Here is a 16,557-nt window from a genome sequence, read left to right on the forward strand (position 1 = left end):
AGGCCGATTTCAAGCGGCAGGTTTCCGGCTGCCATTGGATTTTGACTCCAAATGGCTAGGCTGCCACACCGCGCCAGAATAGGCGAAAGCTGGCGTTTCTGGCCTCACTGGTAGCCTTCTGAGGCTGGTTGCAGAAGAAGCGCGCCGCCGCCAGGAACTGGCTGTGGCAAGCTTCCAGCAACAGCTCTCTGGGTAAGTCTGCCAATACCCCTTGGTTGATGCCCTGCTCCAACAGTTCAGAGATAAAGCCGAGAATGCCATGCATTGCCTGCTGCCTGACCGCTTCACTGACACTGGGTGACATGGCGTATTGCACAAAGAAGCTCAGCTTCAGAGGCTGTGCCAGCGCCCAATCTAGCCCGGCCTGCCACAGCATTTCTGCCCGCCGCGGCAATTCAGTGGTGGTAGCCGGCGCCTTTGGCAAGCTTGCTGAAATGGCGTCGGCAAACTCTGTCTTGATGGCCAGAAACAGCTGGTCCATCAGGATTTCTTTACTGCTAAAGTGATGGAACAAGGTGCCCGTGGCCACGCCGGCGTGGCGGGCTATGCTGGCGGTCGAGGTGGCATAGAAACCTTGCTCGACAAACAGTTGCAATGCGCTGCCCAGGATCTGCTGCTTCTTGTCCTGTTTGCCGCTCAATGCCCGGGTTGCTTCGTTGCTGCGCTTCATCTGAGAAACACCTTCAGCAGCAGCTTCTGGATCCCCTTGCCGTAGGGCGGATGCACCAGTTTGCCGGTATTGAGTCGCCCCCGGGACAGCACAGTGCGGGTGTGGCTGAAGGTGCGAAACCCTTCCTGGCCGTGGTAGTGCCCCATGCCGGACGGACCTATGCCACCGAAGGGGGCATCGTCGGCGGCCACATGAAACACGGTTTCATTGATACAGACTCCGCCAGAGTGGGTTTGGGACAATACTTGCTGCTGCACTTCTTTATCGAAACTCATCAGATACAGGGCCAAAGGTCTGGGGCGCGCCTTGATATAGTCGAGCGCCTGCCCCAGCTCTTGATAACTGACCAAGGGCAGCAAAGGGCCGAAGATCTCTTCCTGCATCAGTTTCATATCGTCGCTGACCTTGGTCAGCAGCAAGGTGGGCCATTTGCGTTGTTCGGCACTGGGCAGTTTGCTGAGTGGTTGCTCGCGGTCGGCGGCAAATACCTGTGCCCCTTTGGCGGTGGCATCTTCCAGGAGGGCGACCAGCCTGGCGGCCTGACGCTCGTTGAGTATCTGGCCATAGTCCGGGGTGTTGGCAAAGTCGGGGTAGAACTGCTGGAAGCGGCGCCGATAGGCGCTAATAAACTCGGCCTCTTTACCACTGGGGCAGAGAATATAGTCGGGGGCGACACAAATTTGCCCGGCGTTGAGGCACTTGCCGTAGATGAGGCGTTCTACCGCTGTCTCCATGGGCATGTCCCGGGCGATTAACACAGGAGACTTGCCTCCCAGCTCCAGGGTGACAGGGGTGAGATTATCGGCCGCCGCGCGCATTACATGGCGTCCTACCTGAGTCGAGCCGGTAAACAGCAGATGATCGAAGGGCAGGGCGGAGAAACGAGCGGCAATCTCGGCTTCCCCTTCAATCACACAGACCTCGGAGCCATCGAAGACTTCGGCCAACAGGGTACGCAGGGCGGCATTGGTGTGGGGAGTAAATTCAGACAGCTTCAACATGGCGCGGTTACCGGCGGCAATGACTGTGGCCAGCGGACTCAAGGACAACATGATAGGGAAGTTCCACGGCACTATGATGCCCACCACACCTTTGGGTTGATACTCCACCCTGACGCTGGCCGGCGCCAGCAATAATCCGGCATGGCGGCGACTGGGTTTCATCCAGCGTTTGAGGTGCCTGAGGCTGTAGTTGATCTGGGTAACGACCGGCAGTATGTCGGAGATCAGGCTATCGTCGGTCGACCTGTGGCCATAGTCGCGACTGAGTGCATCCGTTAGGGCCTGTTGGTGTTTCAGCAAGGCTTGTTTCAGCGCCTTGAGCTTGGCCTTGCGCTCGCCAAGGCTTGGCATGGGGGCGGCACTGAAAGCCTGGCGCTGCACGGTGAATTTTTGCAGTAATTGCTGATTCTCCACTGTGAGCGGCTCTGGGTTAACAAGCGACATTTTGCCTCCTTCGGCAGCCATTAAGCTGCCTTTAAAGTAACCGACTGATTAGTCGGTCTGATGTTAGTTCAGTCTGCGCCGGTTGGCAATAGCAGAGCTATATTTGATATGGATCACAGAATGCATCACGGCCGCCAACTAGACTGAAATCGAATAGATGGGGCCTTGTTTTTGAAATCGTTGACATAAGGAATTGATGATGAGCTTGAACATGCATGGTATTTCAATCGGAATTGAGCGTTATGGTGATGACGATTTCTTTGTCACCATGAAAGCCGTGGGAAAACTGACCCACGAAGACTATGAATACATGGTGCCTATGCTGGAATCGGCGATAGCCGGTGTGAAGGATCCGGATATTTACGCTCTGCTGGATGTCACCGAAATGGATGGTTGGGAAGCCAGGGCCATGTGGGACGATCTCAAGTTGGGGATCAAGCATGGGCGCCATTTCGAGAAGATTGCCATCATAGGCAATACCAGTTTGCAGGAATGGATGACCAAGATGGCCGACTGGTTTACGCCAGGGGACATGAAGTTCTTTGTTGATCGCCTCGATGCCATCGACTGGCTGAAAGACTAAATCGCCTTGCCATGAAACGCCCGCGACCTGTGAGGAGGTGCGGGCGTTTTTTTATTGCCATTCCAACAGGGTTTTGAGCTGCTCGCTACGCTCCTGAGTCAAGAGTGCCTGCCACTCTTGCTCAGTGGTGGACTCCTGGAGCGCGGCAAATAGGCGTGCATTGCTGTCGCGGTATTTAAGCCACAACCTCTGCACCGCGCGAAGGTCTTCTTTGGTGACTTCAAACATATAAAGCTCGGGGTCATCCGCCGGACGCAGTTTCTTCATCAAGGCGCGGTACACCCGGTTGAGCTCTTTGTCGGCGCCGGCAAAGTCAGGGAAAGTGCTCCCCACTTGCTCTCCCTTACTGAGCATTTCCAAACGTGCCAGATAGTTTTGCCGCTGCTCGCTCTGGGAGCCGATAATAAAGGCGCTGCGCCCGCTGCCGCCATGGCCTTCCTCCCTTGAGGTTTTCGCTTGCAGCCATAGCTCGAATGCGCTGTTGGCCGGCTCGAGTAATTTAAGCGGCGCTTGCCCCAGGCGTTGCTTGATGCTTTGGTTGATCCCTTCTTGTTTGGCGAGGCGCTGTTGCTCCAGTCGCTTTTCTTCCCGGGAGGCGCAAAAGCCCATTCCCATACCACTGGTAATCGCGTTGCAGAGATCAAATTCAGTGGTCTGTTTGGCACCAGGGTCGAGTTTGAGCCTGTCTTTGACGGCGATATCCAGCTCGGCCGGTACCTCGGCGCCATAACAGATGAGCTGCAGCACCTGGCGATCATAATTGTTGCCATCTTGCAGTTTTGAGAGGTTTTCTGCCTGTTGCCACAAACGATAGCTATAACCTTCCTCTAAGGGAGCGCTCAGAGCATTAAGCCGGTTGAAATCGGGCTTGCCGGCATAGATGCAGGCATCCAGTGTGGTTTGATAGTCGAAGTTAAAGTCCGGATGATGACTTTGATACTGTTTTAACACCTCGCCCAGCCTGACAGGATCGGCACTGTTTTCTGTGCCGCCGCGAGTCAACAGGCGATCTGTCAGGTAATAGAATGCCTTGGGGTGACCGGCCCTTGCTGCCTGGCTTAAATGCGCTATGTCTTCGGCCAAAGGTAAGGAATAACTGTAGCTCAGCATGAAGTGGGCTTCGCTGCTGCCAAGGGCCGCAGCCTGCTCATAGAGCGGCTTGGCCTGCTGGCTCTGTCCGGCTTGTTGCAGCGCCTTGGCACGCTCTACCAGGCTGGCGGCATCCTCGGCGTAAACTGGGGTAAAAATAATCACCAATAGGCTTACTGCTGCGGGTAAATGGAGTAAAGTATTCATAGGGTGCTTCAAAATATTGCAATATAACTTGTTGATATTATTCGACAGGTATCTCATCAGTCGATGCCTGTCGTGTCAAGGAGGTCACTATGCGTAACAAAGATATCCTCTGGCCCACTGATTTCAGTGATACAGCTGCCAATGCATTGAGATATGCCATTGAAATGGCCAACCTTTATCATGTTGGGCTGCGTATTTTGCACGTAGTGGATCAGCCCATAGGTGATGAAAACTATCAGTTGTTGATCATCACTCCGGAAGAGTTGGCGCAAACCATGGAGAAGGCCGCCGCCGAGAAGATGCATGAGTTGCTGGCCAAGCTGAACAGTCCGCTGAAAATTGAAACTGTCATTCGCCGCGGTGACGCAGTTGAGGAGATCCTGGCCGAAGCCGAGTCTGCCGATGTCGGTATGATAGTGATTGCCAGCCACGGTCGCAGTGGCCTGGCCCATTTTCTCAGTACCAATGTGGCCGAGGCCGTGGCCAACAAGGCTCGCTGCCCCGTGTTGGTGGTGAAGTAACAAGTCGATGCGGCTTAAATGAGTACTAGAACGAGGAGCCGGGCTGCTCGAGAAAGGCCAGCTCCTCGGCGCTCGACTGCCGTCCCAATATGGCATTGCGATGGGGATAACGGCCAAACCTGTCAATAATCGCCTTGTGCCTCAACTCAAAGTCATAGTTGTCCCTGGTTTGTTCCGAGGCGAACAGTTTCTGTGCCTGCTGATGAATAACTGCCGACTCGCTGTGCATAAAGGGCATATAAAGAAATGCCAGCATAGGGGCTTGCAGCTGTTTGTCGGCGCCTATGCTAATAGCCTCCTGCGCCAGAGCCAATGCCATGGGATCGGCACTGAAGGCATCGGGAGTGTCGCGGTGAATGTTGCGTGAGAACTGATCCAGCAGCAAAATTTCCGCCAGGCGCCCTTGTGGCGTTTGTCGCCAATGCCATAACTCGCCCTGACGGGCCGCATGTAGCAAGGCACCGAAACGACGCTCAATTGTGTTGTCAAACTCAGGATCCTTGACCCACCAAGCCTTGGGGCTTATCTCTTCAAACCAAAAATGGATTATCTGTTGTGGCCTGTACTCGGAAGCGATTTGAACTGACATGGCAATTCCTTCTATTTGAATGGGATTAAATCCAGTTGCTGTGATCATGGGCGATAAGCCCAAGGGTTTGCGCCGCGATATCCTGCGCCTTGGCCAGCGGGATGGCTGGCAGTGTCAGTTCGCCGCTGGCAAGCCCCAGCTTGAGGCTGGCGAGGCCTCGGCGTTTTTGCCCCCGGCTTTGGATCAGCTGCAGATGTTGCACTTTACTCAGCGACACCAACTGCCAACTGTGGCCTAGGAGCCCCTTGTGGATCCAGAGATCGTTTTCAACCCGCCAAAAACCCCATTGACGATAGCGCAGATAAAGCGCCAGGACAGCCAACACTCCGGCCAGCAACAGCAACCAGGTCTCTGCTGTAGGGCCGGTAAATGCCCATGTCAGCGGCGCCGGCGTTAAGCACCACAGCGCCCTATAGTAAAACCAGCTCGGGTGAATGGGGTGCCAACGATTCGGAATACGGTCGGCCTTGCTGCTTCTTTGGTTGAGCCTTTTCAGCAGGCGATGCACTTCGCCTCTACCGAGCGATGGCACCAACATGTGATTGTTGCTGCCGCCTTCCACCTCATTGCCTTTTACCTGCTTGAAGCTCAGAGTCCAGCGTTTCAGCCAGCGGGCCAGCAACGGCTGCTGCAAACTGATGAGTTGAATTCTGTGCTGCTTGAGTATGTCTTGCTGGTGGGACAGCAGGCCGCCGCTACGCTGTAATGTTTCCAGTTCCTGGGTCAAGCGGTAGGGGGCATATTTCAGCAGCGCCGCGACTATTGAGATCAAGGAAAACAGCAGATAGCCAAGGAGCAGAAGGCCGACAAGGAACCCCAGCTCCAGCAGCAGGTTGCCACTGAGCTGCTGCTGATGCCAGTCGAAGACTTGTGTCAGCCCCAGCTCCATCAGTTGACTGCCTTCGAGCTGGCTGAGTACCGGACCTGCGATAACGGCAAACCAAACAAAATTATTCTGATACAGGCCAAAGAGTGCCAGCTCTGCCAGAGACTTTTTCACCAGTAAGCGGGAGTTTGGCGGTGCTGAGGTGGGGGCGTTTTCGTCTGTGTCGGCCCGTTTCATCAATTGCCGCCTCAGTGATTCGGCCTGAGCTTGGGTGACGGCACTTAAGCAGGCTTCATCCTTGGCCGAACCCGCAGTTTCCACTATCAAGTTACCCAGTCGCAACGGCTTGAAGTAAAAAGGCTGTTCCAGACGCACATTCTGAATTCTGTCTATCGGCAGCTCGACTTTGCGCTTGAACAGGGCACCGCTGTGGACCTCGAGTTGTCCTCGAGTCAAGCGATAACGGAATTTGCGCCAGCTCAACAGCCCATGGGCAAAAATCACTATCAGGGTCAATGCCAGTGCCAGTGGCAGCCAGACGGAGTCAAATCCCTGCTGCCAGCCGGTATAGAGGATAGGCACCAGGGCATAGCCGTTGCTGAGGAAGTGCTTCAGGCTGGTGAGGCTGAAACTGATGATCGCCCAGGGTGAGAGCGAGTGCCAGTTGGCTTGCTGCACCTGGCTCAATTCGGCGTCTCCGTCGAGGTTTCACCGCCATCCTTCCCCGCCAGAGACAACAGATGTTGGCGCAGCGCTTCGGCTATTTCAATATCCAGCCCAGGCAGGCTGACCTCGGCCGCCGAACTGCCGGCACTGTAGCAGCGCAAACTTGTCAGCCCGAAATGGCGCTGCAATGGCCCCTGAGACAGGCTCACATGTTGCAGCCTGCTGGCCGGCATGGCGGTATGGCTCTGCCACCAAAGCCCTTCACGCAGCAAAATGCCATATTCACAAACGCCATAAGCCATGGCTTCGGCTTGTTTTTGATTGAGCCAGGTCTTGAATCCCAAAAGCAGCAGTGCCAGCGTGACCGAGATGATGACTCCAAGACCACTCAGCTTGGCGCTGAGCAGTAACGCAGGCACTAGCAGCAGTATGACCAGCGCCATCAGCAGCAGGTTTTGCCACAGCAATTGTTGGCGGTAGCGGGGAGACAAAGGGGTCAAGGGTTGGCTGTCAAAGCCCAACCACTGCTGCTGAGGCAGGGGCGAGTGGGGCGAGCGGGTATCCATGTGCTTTGAGTCCTTGAGGCATTGACCTGACTATAGCAATAGAGAGTTTGTCGCTTCAAGCCGCTAGCTTGGATGGCAGAGACTTGATGCAGTTCCGGATCCTGAGCGATTGCACTTGTGTTAACAACTGGATATCAAGTAGTTTGGTAGCAAGACTTTGTTGCCCGTGTGGCGCTTGCCTCCCAAACGCGCCGTTACTGGCTGTAAACCATCAGGACGATGAGTATGTTCCAAGCCGATAAGGTATCCAAACAGCAAACCGCCTTTCTGCGTAAGCTCTATCTGGCCCATCTGATAGACGATACCCAACATAACCTGTTGTCTTTACAGAAGGAAACCGGTATGCCGCGCCGCACCTTGCAGGATGCCATTGCCGCCTTCGGCGATATAGGTATTCAGGTGGACTTTATCCAGGATGGCCGCCGGAATAACTCAGGGCACTACCACATTCGTACCTGGGGCCCGATTAACAGCGCCTGGGTCGGCACTCACCTGGAGCAGATCCGTGCCCTGCTGTTCGCCGACAGTTGAATCAACCTGTTGTAACAGCAGCATACCGGCCAGAACCGCCTGGATATGGCGCTGCTGGATAAATTCATAGTAACGCTGATCCTGCAGTTGATTGCCTTTAGCCTTAAATTCGCACTGCGTCTGCATTCCCACTACTAGATCACCATTGCTGCCAAATGGCGGTAACTCCAGGTTATAGCCTTTGAAATAGTTGTGGGGTAGTTCTTTGTTCCAAAACAGTTGCCAACGATTGTTCCCGCAGTTGGGAATGGGCTCGGCCATGGCCGCCAGGGTTTGCCGTGCCAGTAGCTCGCGAATGGCATCATAATTCAGCTTTGAGTCGGTTGTCGGGCATGGTAAATCCTCCAGCTCTATAGTAACCGGCGATGAATCTATCGGATCCTTGATGCCATAGAACTTGGCTCTGCGCTCCCCCTTGAGATAGTGGGTAAGCTTGGTTGTGAACAGCGGAAACAGGCCAACAAGGGACGGCCCGTGATAGACGGGGGTGACATGGGCGGGCACGCTGACATCCTGCAACAGATGCAGCAGGGCACCTACAAAGTAATCCCGCTGAGCCGAGTCATTGGCCATGGTTAACCCAAGTTGCGCCCTGGCCCACAGGCGTTGCTGTGACATATTGACAAGGCCGGGCTGCACTGTCTCTTTGTCCGTTTTATCCGGATGATAAAAGTGCCAGTTGCCAACGCGGCGATAGGCCGGAAACAGTTGATCACTCCAGGGATTATCATACAGGGAAGAGGGCAGTTTGGCGGCGCCTTCATCCATGGCCAGGTTGCCGTCCTGCAGTCGCTGTAATCTGGCGGAGTTGACTACTTCACCGCGGCATTGCGCCAGTTTCTGATAGCTGAGTTCGGTGAGGCGCAGGTGTCCGGGTTTGGGATCATAGGCCATTGCTGAGTTGCAAAGCAGTAAGCTACACAACAAAGCCATGCCGGCCGAGAGAGTAGTGGTTTTCATCGAGTCTTCCTGACAGGCTTCCTAAAGGGTGAGTCGCAAAATCGCGGGTGCTGCGAAGGCATATTTAATAGCTTTCGCCACTCATTTTCGCTAAATAAATCCGCTTCTATGCGCGGCGACAGAGTAGCCCTGTCGCGAGTTGGCACTGTTTACATTTTTGCGGCCAAGCCCGGCTTTTTCAAGTCTGGTTTCTAAGACCAGGTTTTTCAAGCCAGGTAGAGAGCAAAGCCAAGCCAGCTAAGGCCAAGCAGTATCCAGGGAAACCACAGCAGCCACTTGGGGGCATGGGATGGCGTTATTTCTGCCGCATCTGCGCTGTCATCCGAGTCGTGCTGGAGCCTGTTTTTCTGTCTCAGCTCTTGTTTGCGCGCCTTGTCTCTTGCTCTGGCCTTGGCCTTTTGTTGCTTCTTGTACTCGGCAATGCCTTTCTCTATGCCCTGGGCAATGAGGCGGGTTTGCTCCTTGGTCTGCCCCGTCTTTTGAGTGGCTTTGGCCATGCGCATGGCTTCGGTTTGGGTTTCGTTGGAAATCGCTGGCTTCTTGTTCATCTCTGATGGGGTTGATGACTGACCCAAGGATTATACCTGCCTGCTTGGAGTTCTGACCACAGATGGCTTCACATCAAAGGCGCTTGTCGGTGCTGAACTTGTTCGGGGTCAAATGCTCTTATAGCAGGGTCATATTGCAAGGGCCTTTATTGGCAAGATTTTGATCGCTTCAAAAATAGAGTCTCTGCCCCTGCGCGTCGGCGAAGGTGCCCGGTTCATAGTGCCAGACCCTGGAAATCAGTTCAGGCGTCAAAGCCTGTTGGGGCTCGCCCTGAACCAGGAGTTTTCCTTTGTCCATAACCAGCAACTGATCGGCATAGTGACTGGCCTGGTTGAGGTCGTGCAGCACGGCCAATACAGTGTAGCCCTGCTCATGAGCCAGCTCTCTGGCGAGTCGCAGTACTCTGTGTTGCTGGGCCAAATCCAGCGCCGAAGTGGGTTCATCCAGCAAGAGTACAGGCGAGTGCTCGGCCTGGGCCAATTGAGTCAAAACCCTGGCCAACTGAACCCGCTGGCGTTCACCGCCGGACAGTGCCGGATAGCTGCGCTCACTCAGGTGAGCCAGATCCAGACGCCACAGTTGCTGCTCAACCAGTTGGGCGGCATCCCTGGCACTGAGACTGAGAGGATACAGGCCCATGGCTACCACTTCACGAACGCTGAAGGGAAAGCTGAGACTCGAGTGTTGCGGCAACATGGCCAGATGCCTGGCCAAGGCTTGCTTCGGCCACTGCCCAAGAGGCGAGCCGTGAAGGCTTATCCGCCCGGCATCGGCCTTGAGCTCCTGAGTCAACAACCGCAGCAGACTGGACTTGCCGGCGCCATTGGGCCCCAGTAGAGCGTAAAATTGGCCGCTTTGCAGTCGGCAACTGACATCGGTCAGCAAGGGCTTGTTGTCGACTCTGGCATGTAGATGTTTGAGCTCCAGTACTTGCTCAGTAAACGCGGTGGACTCAAATGATATAGCCGGTGTTTGTGCGGCAGCTGTCGCGGTCACGGATTCGAGTGAAGGCATGGAGTACCTCAATAAAGCTTACGTCGCTGACTCAGCAGCAGATAGAGGAAGAAGGGAGCGCCGAGCAGAGCCGTCATCAGGCCGACAGGGATCTCGGCCGGTGACATCAAGGTACGGGCCCCTGAGTCGGCCAAGGCCAGCAGCACGGCGCCGAGAATGGCACTCAGCGGCAGCAGTTGCCGATGATCCGGCCCCTTGAGCAGCCGCACCAGATGCGGTACCACCAGTCCGATAAAACCTATAATGCCGGTGGCCGCCACGGCAACACCGACACCCAAAGAGCAGAGTAAGATCAACTTCAGCTTGAGCCTGTCTACCTCTATGCCCAGATGACGCGCCTCGGATTCGCCCAGCAGCAGGGCGTTGAGCGCCAATGCCTGTTTGTTGAACTGCCAACTCACCAGGGCCAGTACCGGCAAACAGATAAATACGGATTGCCAACTGGCACCGGCGATGGCCCCCAGTTGCCACAGGCTGAGATCCCGCAGTGCCATGTCGTTGGCAAGGAAAGTCAGCATGCCAATTCCGGCACCGGCCAGGGCGGTAATAGCCACCCCGGCCAGCAAGAGTAACACCACTGAGGTGCTGCCACCTGAAGTGGCGAGCCGGTAAACCAGTAAACTGGTTGCCAGACCGCAGAGAAAAGCACCAAGGGGGACGGCATAGCTGCCAAGATGCGGCAGCAGCACTATGCAGATGGCGGCTCCCAGCGCCGCGCCCGAGGACACGCCTATGATGCCGGGGTCAGCCAGAGGGTTACGAAACAGGCCTTGCATTACGGCGCCGCACTGTGCCAACAGGGCGCCGACAATCAGTGCCAGCAAGGTTCTCGGCAGGCGGACATTTTGCACTATCAGGGCATTGGCTTCCTGCCCGGCGGCTACTGAACCAAACAGGGAGTCGATTATATCGCTCAAGCCTATGGTCACAGGTCCGGTTGCTATCGAGAGCAATGCGGAAAACACCAGCAGGCTGGCGAGTCCAGGCCAGAGCCAGGGATGGCGGTGGATGGGCAGCACGGCAGCCATGATTATTGCTCCAGCAGTTCCTGATTCAGGGACTCGGCTGCTTCAATGGCGGAGATACCCAATCCCCCGAGTAATGCCTGAGGTTGAAGATCCCGGATCAAACCGGCTTTTCCGGCCGGAGTATGGGACAGTAGCGGCATGCTCTTCAGTAGCTTATCGGCTTGAGGCTCGGGTTGCTCGCTGGCGCTTGAGAGTAAAATCAGCTCAGGCTTGAGCGCCAGAATGCCTTCCTGAGACAGGCTACGGTAGCCGCTGAAGTCGGCGGCGTTGGTGGCACCGGCCAGCTGGATAATGATATCGGCGGCCGTATCGGCGCCGCCGACTCTGGCGGGACGCTCTGACTGCAGCAACATAAACATGACTCTGGGCGGATGTTCGAATTTGGCCGCAGATTGCGCCAACTGCTGTAACCTACCACCCAGGGTATCGGCCAGTTCGGTGGCGGCTTTCTCCTTATTCAGGGCCTTTCCCAGAGTGAGAATATTTTGCTGTAGTTGCTCGGCGGTATCGGCCGCCTTCAGGGTGATAACCGGCACACCGGCCTGTTTTACCAGATCTATGCTGCTGGCTGGTCCCATCACAGAGGTGCCAATCAGGAGATCCGGTTTTTGCGCCAATATGCCCTCGGCTGACAGCATTCTGTGGTAGCCGAGTCTTGGCAGTTTCAGCGTCTTTGGCAGGGCGCTGCTGGCGTCAACTGCCACCAGTTGTGGGGCGGCATCCAATGCCAGCACCAATTCAGTGACACCTGCACCGGCACTGATCACTCGCTTGGGAGGCTCTTCAGCGGCAAAAAGCGGCATGGCGAGCAGGCCACAGAGGAAGATAAGAGAGTTTTTCATTCTAGCTCCAAAATAATTCAGGGACTCATCGCCACAGACTTGTGTCTGAGGTTTCATCAGTTGTTTAGGGTGCCATCAGGACCCGGGTCTGGCTGATCTCCAGCCGCTGCAGCAGACTCAGCAGTTGCATCAGCGGCTGGACTCTTGCCTCCTTGTCGGCGGCTACCACCAAGGTTAGTTCGGGATTGTCGGCCAGCGCCTGAGTCAGTGCCTGCTCGAACGCATCGAACCGGGCAAATTTTTGTTCGTTGAGCGCCCAGAACGGCGCCTGGGGTAACACGCTTACCGTCAATTGAGTCTGTGCTTGTGGGCTCAACGTCGTGGCGCTGTTATCCGGCACTTCAATCGGCAGGCTCAATAACTTGGGATTGGCTGTGAGCAGCAAAAACACCAGCACAATGAAGATGATGTCTATCAAGGGGGTTAGATCCAGGCCGCTATCCAGGCCATGCTCTTCCTTAATTTCAATCATGACAGCGGCTCCGGATGGCGACGCTTGCCATTGATTTGACTGAGTTTGGTCAGGTTAAAAGCAGCGTAATCATTGTCTTCGCCCTGCAGTGGAACCCCTTCCAGCCAAAGGTTGAGTTGATTCAGTACATGGGCGCAGGAGGCCACTGAGCGCTCGGCCCAGAGTCCGAACAGCTGTGCTCCCAACAGCGCGGGTACGGCGATCAACAGGCCGGCGGCTGTGGTGTACATGGCCAATCCCAAGCCTGAAGCCAACAAGGCCGGAGTGATACTGTCACTCTGATTGGCGCCAATGTCATTGAACATCTCCAGTAACCCCAGCACAGTGCCGAGTAAACCCAGAAGCGGGCTGATGGCACCTATGTATTGCAGCAACTTGAGCCCGGCGTGGAGTTTGCGTTTCTCCTTTGCCAGCCAAAGTGACAACAACTCTTCCCGCAGCGTCTTGGGTTGTGCGGCCTGCCTCAGCAAATGGCGGGCACCGCAGGAAATCAGTCCCCGGTTATCTTTCAGGCGTTCAAGCAGGCTGTCACAGCTTTCATCCAGTGTGCCGCTGCGCAATTCGCCGAGCCAGGATTGGCGCCTGAACAGGCTCGGCAACAAGATGGCAAAGCGCTCCAGCAATATCATCAGGGTCAGAAAGGCGCAGATGAGCAAAGGCCAAGTGAGATCGCCAAGTTGCTGGTGCAGGCTTTGGTACAAACTTAATTCCATCGTGTCTCCAACTGTTAATTAAGGGCGAAGCGAACCGGCACCCTGACTTTGAAACGGGCGGCTGAGGCTTGGGAAGGAATGCTGAACTGCCAGTGGCGTACGGCGGCCAATGCCGCTTCATCCAGAATGGAATAGCCTGAGCTGCTGACGAGCAGGGCGTTTTGGGTTTTGCCTTGATGATCAAAGAAGATGTCCACCAGAGCCGTGCCCTCAAAGCCCCGCTTGCGGGCGAGTCTGGGGTAGCTCGGCGGCGTTGGCGGGCTGGCAAATACAGGCTCAGCCAGCTCTATGGTGTGATTCAGTCCTGAGGTGCCGGCTGTTTGAACCGGCGACGAAGGAATGCCCGGCTTCTCCTCATGGGGCACAGGTTCTTCTCGCGGCTTTTCCTGAGTCGGTTGAGGCTTGCTCATCTTTGAAGTTTGTTTCTGACTCGTTTTGACCGGCTTGGTTTTGAGCTGCTCTGACTTTGGCGGCTCAGGTTTCGCCACATTCTGTTTCAGCGGTTCTTGATGTTGAGGGGCTTTATGTTCAGCTTCTTTATGCTTAGCGGATGGGGCTTTTGCCGCAGGGTGGCTTTCGGCGGTAGCAGTCTGGTTTTGAGTCTGGACAGAGGCAGTTTGGGGCGCTGCAGCAGGGGCTGCGCTGAAACTCAGCTGCAAACCGCCCTTGGTGGGCATTACCAAAGGATCTGGGGTGGCTGTCTGAGAGGCCAATACGGCACTCTGAAGTGACAATGCCATGAGCGCAAAACCACAATAACGCTTGGGGGTCACGCCGTTACTCCTGTTTACAACCGCTTGTTGCGGCGGGTGAATGTTCAAATTCAACTAAGCAAGGACCCGTAAGGCTCAATGCTGTTCTGTCTTGGGTCGGCTCTGTCCCTGAGCCGCCACCATTCCATGGTTTCTGCCTTTACTGTCCGGCCAGCCTTTACCGTTTGGATAGCGCCGCTATTCTGCTGCTACAGACGGCACCACTCCCGGAACTTACCCTTCCTTTGGGTTAAGATATACGAGTAGAAATAAGATCGCAAATGATAATAATTATTATTTGACCCTTTTCTAAAGCTAAGCTAGAGTGCCAGCTTAAGTGGTGTTATCCCGGGCCTGCGGCCCTCTGTCTCAACTTGTTTTTCAGAAACACCACTTCCATGAGAAAGGCTGGAGATACAGCCTGATAATCTGTTTGAGGATCAAGATGATGAATAGAAAGCCGCTGGTTATGGCTATTACTCTGGCATTGGGAACCCCCTTCCTGAGTCTGGCCGCTGTTGCCGAGCAGGTGAAAACAGCAGAATTTGATGAGGTGCTGGTAAGTGCTACCCGCATTCAGGAGAAAGTCTCTGAGTCCAGCCGCAGTGCTGCGGTTGTCGGCGAAGAGCAGTTGGCCGAGAAGCAGGGCGACTCGGTGGCCGAAGTGCTCAAGACTGAAGCCAACATCAATATCGCCAATGGTCCCAGGGCGTCTGCCCAGCAGGTGGAAATTCGTGGTCTCAGTGGTCAGAGGGTATTGCAGACCATAGATGGCGCCAGGCAAAACACCAGCGCCGGCCACAGAGGTACCTTCTTTATGGACCCTGAGCTGCTCAGTTCTGTTGAGGTGGTACGCGGCCCGGCTTCCAGCCTTTGGGGCAGTGGCGCCATAGGCGGTGTGGTATCACAAAACACCAAGTCGGCCAGGGAGATGCTCGACGAAGGCCAGAGCTTTGGTGGTTATCTAAAGCAGGGCTATGAAACCAATGGCCAGCGCAGCAAGAACAGTGGTGCCATTTATGGTGCCAAGGGCAGTATCGACTGGTTGTTGAACGGCAGCTACAGCGATGGCGACAACATCAAGGCCGGTAATGACAATACCCTGGAAAACAGCGCCAGCCGCAGCCGCAGTGGCTTGGCCAAGTTCGGTTGGCAGTTGGATGAAGCGCAAAGGCTGCAACTTTCCGGCAGGATCAACGAGATCTCCGAAGCCGTGCCCAGCAACCCGGCCACAGATGTCAGCAACAGTGTGCCTCTGGTGCGCCGTGACAGCAAAGATTCCAACCTGACCCTGGACTACAGCCTGGCACCAAGCAGCAACGCCCTGCTGGATCTGGATGCCAAGTTCTACTGGAACAAGACAGATTATGATGAGAATCGCCTGACCAAGGGCCAGTTCGACACCACAGAATATGAAACCCTGGGGTTTAGTATTGCCAATCGCAGTCAATGGCAGGGGCTCAAATTAACCTATGGTCTGGACGGCTACCGCGACCAGATAGAAACCTTCCGTGATGACAGCGGCCAGAGCGGTCAGCGTCCCGGCAACATAGATGGTGAGTCTCGGGTGTGGGGCGCTTTCGTGGCCGCCAATATCGCTCTGGGGGAAAACTGGTCATTGGATCCGGCGTTGCGTTACGACAGCTTTGAAAACGAAAGCAATAACCTGGGCCATTCCAGTGATGACGATGCCTTGTCTCCCTCGTTGGCACTGGTGTGGAAGACAGCGCCATGGCTGACACTCAGCGCCCGTTACGATGAAGCCTTCCGCGCGCCATCAGTGGAGGAGATGTACTCCAGTGGCACTCACTACTGTATTCCTCCCATCCCCAATTTCTTGCCCAACGGCCTGTGCAATACCTTTGAGGTCAATGAAAACCTCAAGGCTGAAAAGGCCAAGAACAAGGAACTGAAGGCCGATATGCGCTTTGCCGAGCTGGCGGGCAACGATGAACTGGCGCTGAGCCTGAGTGTATTCAGAAACGATGTCGACGACTTTATCGAGCAGCGGGTGACCAATCCACTGCACGGCATCCCCGGGCTCGAGCAGAACACCCGCTGGGATAACGTCGACAAGGCCAGACTGACCGGCTTCGAGCTGACAGGAAAATATCGCATCAATCAGACCCGCCTATCGCTCAGCTACGGCCAGACTGAAGGCAAAGACAGACATGATGGGGGCTATCTGGCCAATATTCCGGCCAACAAGCTGGTGCTCGACTTGTCGCAGGGGATCATGGCGGGCGATATGAAGCTGGGAACCCGGGTCAGCTATAACGCCAGTCAAGACAGGGTGCCCGAAGATAACCCGGTTAACCGCTACCAGGACTACACCCTATGGGATGTGTATCTGGCTTGGGAGCCTGCCATGGGGACCTTCGAAGGGCTGCGGGTCGACTTTGCCATTGAAAACATTGGCGATGAAGAATATATCCAAGCCTGGCAAACCCTGATGGATCAAGGGCGCAACTTCAAGCTCTCGGCCCGTTACCGTTTCTGATGGAGTAACAGATGCAGACAAGCGATACAACAAG

The 16,557-nt window shown here is 55.4% G+C and carries 18 protein-coding genes; 4 read left to right on the plus strand and 14 right to left on the minus strand.

All coding sequences use genetic code 11. The features are described 5' to 3' along the window. Positions 1 to 55: 55 nt before the first annotated feature. On the minus strand, positions 56 to 670 hold the full coding sequence (locus ACSHSR_RS03620) for a TetR/AcrR family transcriptional regulator (protein WP_044735184.1): 615 nt from the start codon (positions 668 to 670) through the stop codon (positions 56 to 58). Beyond that, complete coding sequence (locus ACSHSR_RS03625; RefSeq protein WP_479631256.1) at positions 667 to 2,115, minus strand: coniferyl aldehyde dehydrogenase; 1,449 nt, start codon at positions 2,113 to 2,115, stop codon at positions 667 to 669. Before ACSHSR_RS03625 ends, ACSHSR_RS03620 begins: the two co-directional genes overlap by 4 nt. Before the next feature lie 199 nt (positions 2,116 to 2,314). On the opposite strand from ACSHSR_RS03625, the gene ACSHSR_RS03630 reads away from it, so the two are divergent. After that, the gene (locus ACSHSR_RS03630; protein ID WP_028779496.1) at positions 2,315 to 2,698 is read left to right on the plus strand and encodes a SpoIIAA family protein; all 384 of its coding nucleotides are present in this window, start codon (positions 2,315 to 2,317) and stop codon (positions 2,696 to 2,698) included. A 51-nt stretch (positions 2,699 to 2,749) separates the two neighbouring features. Here the strand turns inward: ACSHSR_RS03630 and ACSHSR_RS03635 are convergent, their stop codons facing one another. Further along, positions 2,750 to 3,994: a lysozyme inhibitor LprI family protein gene (locus tag ACSHSR_RS03635; protein WP_479631257.1), complete on the minus strand. Its 1,245-nt coding sequence runs from the start codon at positions 3,992 to 3,994 to the stop codon at positions 2,750 to 2,752. An 89-nt stretch (positions 3,995 to 4,083) separates the two neighbouring features. Between ACSHSR_RS03635 and ACSHSR_RS03640 the strand changes: the two genes are divergently transcribed. Beyond that, complete coding sequence (locus ACSHSR_RS03640; protein WP_025008878.1) at positions 4,084 to 4,515, plus strand: universal stress protein; 432 nt, start codon at positions 4,084 to 4,086, stop codon at positions 4,513 to 4,515. A gap of 25 nt (positions 4,516 to 4,540) precedes the next feature. Here the strand turns inward: ACSHSR_RS03640 and ACSHSR_RS03645 are convergent, their stop codons facing one another. Genes ACSHSR_RS03645 through ACSHSR_RS03655 form a run of 3 tightly spaced genes read right to left on the minus strand, consistent with a single transcriptional unit; the run spans position 4,541 to position 7,162 of the window. Continuing rightward, positions 4,541 to 5,104, minus strand: a complete 564-nt coding sequence (locus ACSHSR_RS03645) for a DUF924 family protein (RefSeq protein WP_145839206.1) — start codon at positions 5,102 to 5,104, stop codon at positions 4,541 to 4,543. A 25-nt stretch (positions 5,105 to 5,129) separates the two neighbouring features. Then, on the minus strand, positions 5,130 to 6,608 hold the full coding sequence (locus ACSHSR_RS03650) for a PH domain-containing protein (protein WP_261381906.1): 1,479 nt from the start codon (positions 6,606 to 6,608) through the stop codon (positions 5,130 to 5,132). Between the two features lie 5 nt (positions 6,609 to 6,613). Further along, on the minus strand, positions 6,614 to 7,162 hold the full coding sequence (locus tag ACSHSR_RS03655) for a PH domain-containing protein (protein WP_208162635.1): 549 nt from the start codon (positions 7,160 to 7,162) through the stop codon (positions 6,614 to 6,616). Positions 7,163 to 7,387: 225 nt separating this feature from the next. Between ACSHSR_RS03655 and ACSHSR_RS03660 the strand changes: the two genes are divergently transcribed. Beyond that, the gene (locus tag ACSHSR_RS03660) at positions 7,388 to 7,693 is read left to right on the plus strand and encodes a winged helix-turn-helix domain-containing protein (RefSeq protein WP_025008880.1); all 306 of its coding nucleotides are present in this window, start codon (positions 7,388 to 7,390) and stop codon (positions 7,691 to 7,693) included. Here the strand turns inward: ACSHSR_RS03660 and ACSHSR_RS03665 are convergent. The 8 genes from ACSHSR_RS03665 to ACSHSR_RS03700 all read right to left on the minus strand — a co-directional run bounded on the left by ACSHSR_RS03665 (position 7,595) and on the right by ACSHSR_RS03700 (position 14,044). Continuing rightward, positions 7,595 to 8,653 (minus strand): phospholipase C/P1 nuclease family protein, encoded by a 1,059-nt coding sequence (locus ACSHSR_RS03665; RefSeq protein ID WP_109248355.1) that lies wholly within the window; start codon positions 8,651 to 8,653, stop codon positions 7,595 to 7,597. The genes ACSHSR_RS03660 and ACSHSR_RS03665 overlap by 99 nt on opposite strands. Before the next feature lie 206 nt (positions 8,654 to 8,859). Continuing rightward, positions 8,860 to 9,201, minus strand: a complete 342-nt coding sequence (locus ACSHSR_RS03670; protein WP_109248356.1) for a DUF2956 domain-containing protein — start codon at positions 9,199 to 9,201, stop codon at positions 8,860 to 8,862. Positions 9,202 to 9,370: 169 nt separating this feature from the next. After that, on the minus strand, positions 9,371 to 10,216 hold the full coding sequence (locus tag ACSHSR_RS03675) for a heme ABC transporter ATP-binding protein (protein ID WP_479631258.1): 846 nt from the start codon (positions 10,214 to 10,216) through the stop codon (positions 9,371 to 9,373). Between the two features lie 8 nt (positions 10,217 to 10,224). Next, positions 10,225 to 11,244, minus strand: coding sequence for a FecCD family ABC transporter permease (locus ACSHSR_RS03680; protein WP_037467582.1), 1,020 nt, complete (start codon positions 11,242 to 11,244; stop codon positions 10,225 to 10,227). 2 nt (positions 11,245 to 11,246) lie between these two features. Further along, positions 11,247 to 12,086, minus strand: a complete 840-nt coding sequence (locus ACSHSR_RS03685; protein WP_479631259.1) for a heme/hemin ABC transporter substrate-binding protein — start codon at positions 12,084 to 12,086, stop codon at positions 11,247 to 11,249. A gap of 64 nt (positions 12,087 to 12,150) precedes the next feature. Next, positions 12,151 to 12,558, minus strand: a complete 408-nt coding sequence (locus ACSHSR_RS03690) for an ExbD/TolR family protein (RefSeq protein WP_054743598.1) — start codon at positions 12,556 to 12,558, stop codon at positions 12,151 to 12,153. Further along, entirely contained in the window at positions 12,555 to 13,271 is a 717-nt protein-coding gene (locus tag ACSHSR_RS03695; RefSeq protein WP_025888648.1) for a MotA/TolQ/ExbB proton channel family protein, read from the minus strand. The genes ACSHSR_RS03690 and ACSHSR_RS03695 overlap by 4 nt, the downstream gene beginning before the upstream one ends. 14 nt (positions 13,272 to 13,285) lie before the next feature. Beyond that, positions 13,286 to 14,044, minus strand: a complete 759-nt coding sequence (locus ACSHSR_RS03700; protein ID WP_479631260.1) for an energy transducer TonB — start codon at positions 14,042 to 14,044, stop codon at positions 13,286 to 13,288. A 427-nt stretch (positions 14,045 to 14,471) separates the two neighbouring features. Between ACSHSR_RS03700 and ACSHSR_RS03705 the strand changes: the two genes are divergently transcribed. Next, entirely contained in the window at positions 14,472 to 16,523 is a 2,052-nt protein-coding gene (locus ACSHSR_RS03705; RefSeq protein ID WP_479631505.1) for a TonB-dependent hemoglobin/transferrin/lactoferrin family receptor, read from the plus strand. Positions 16,524 to 16,557: the final 34 nt, after the last annotated feature.

Source organism: Shewanella sp. VK101, from assembly GCF_056497865.1.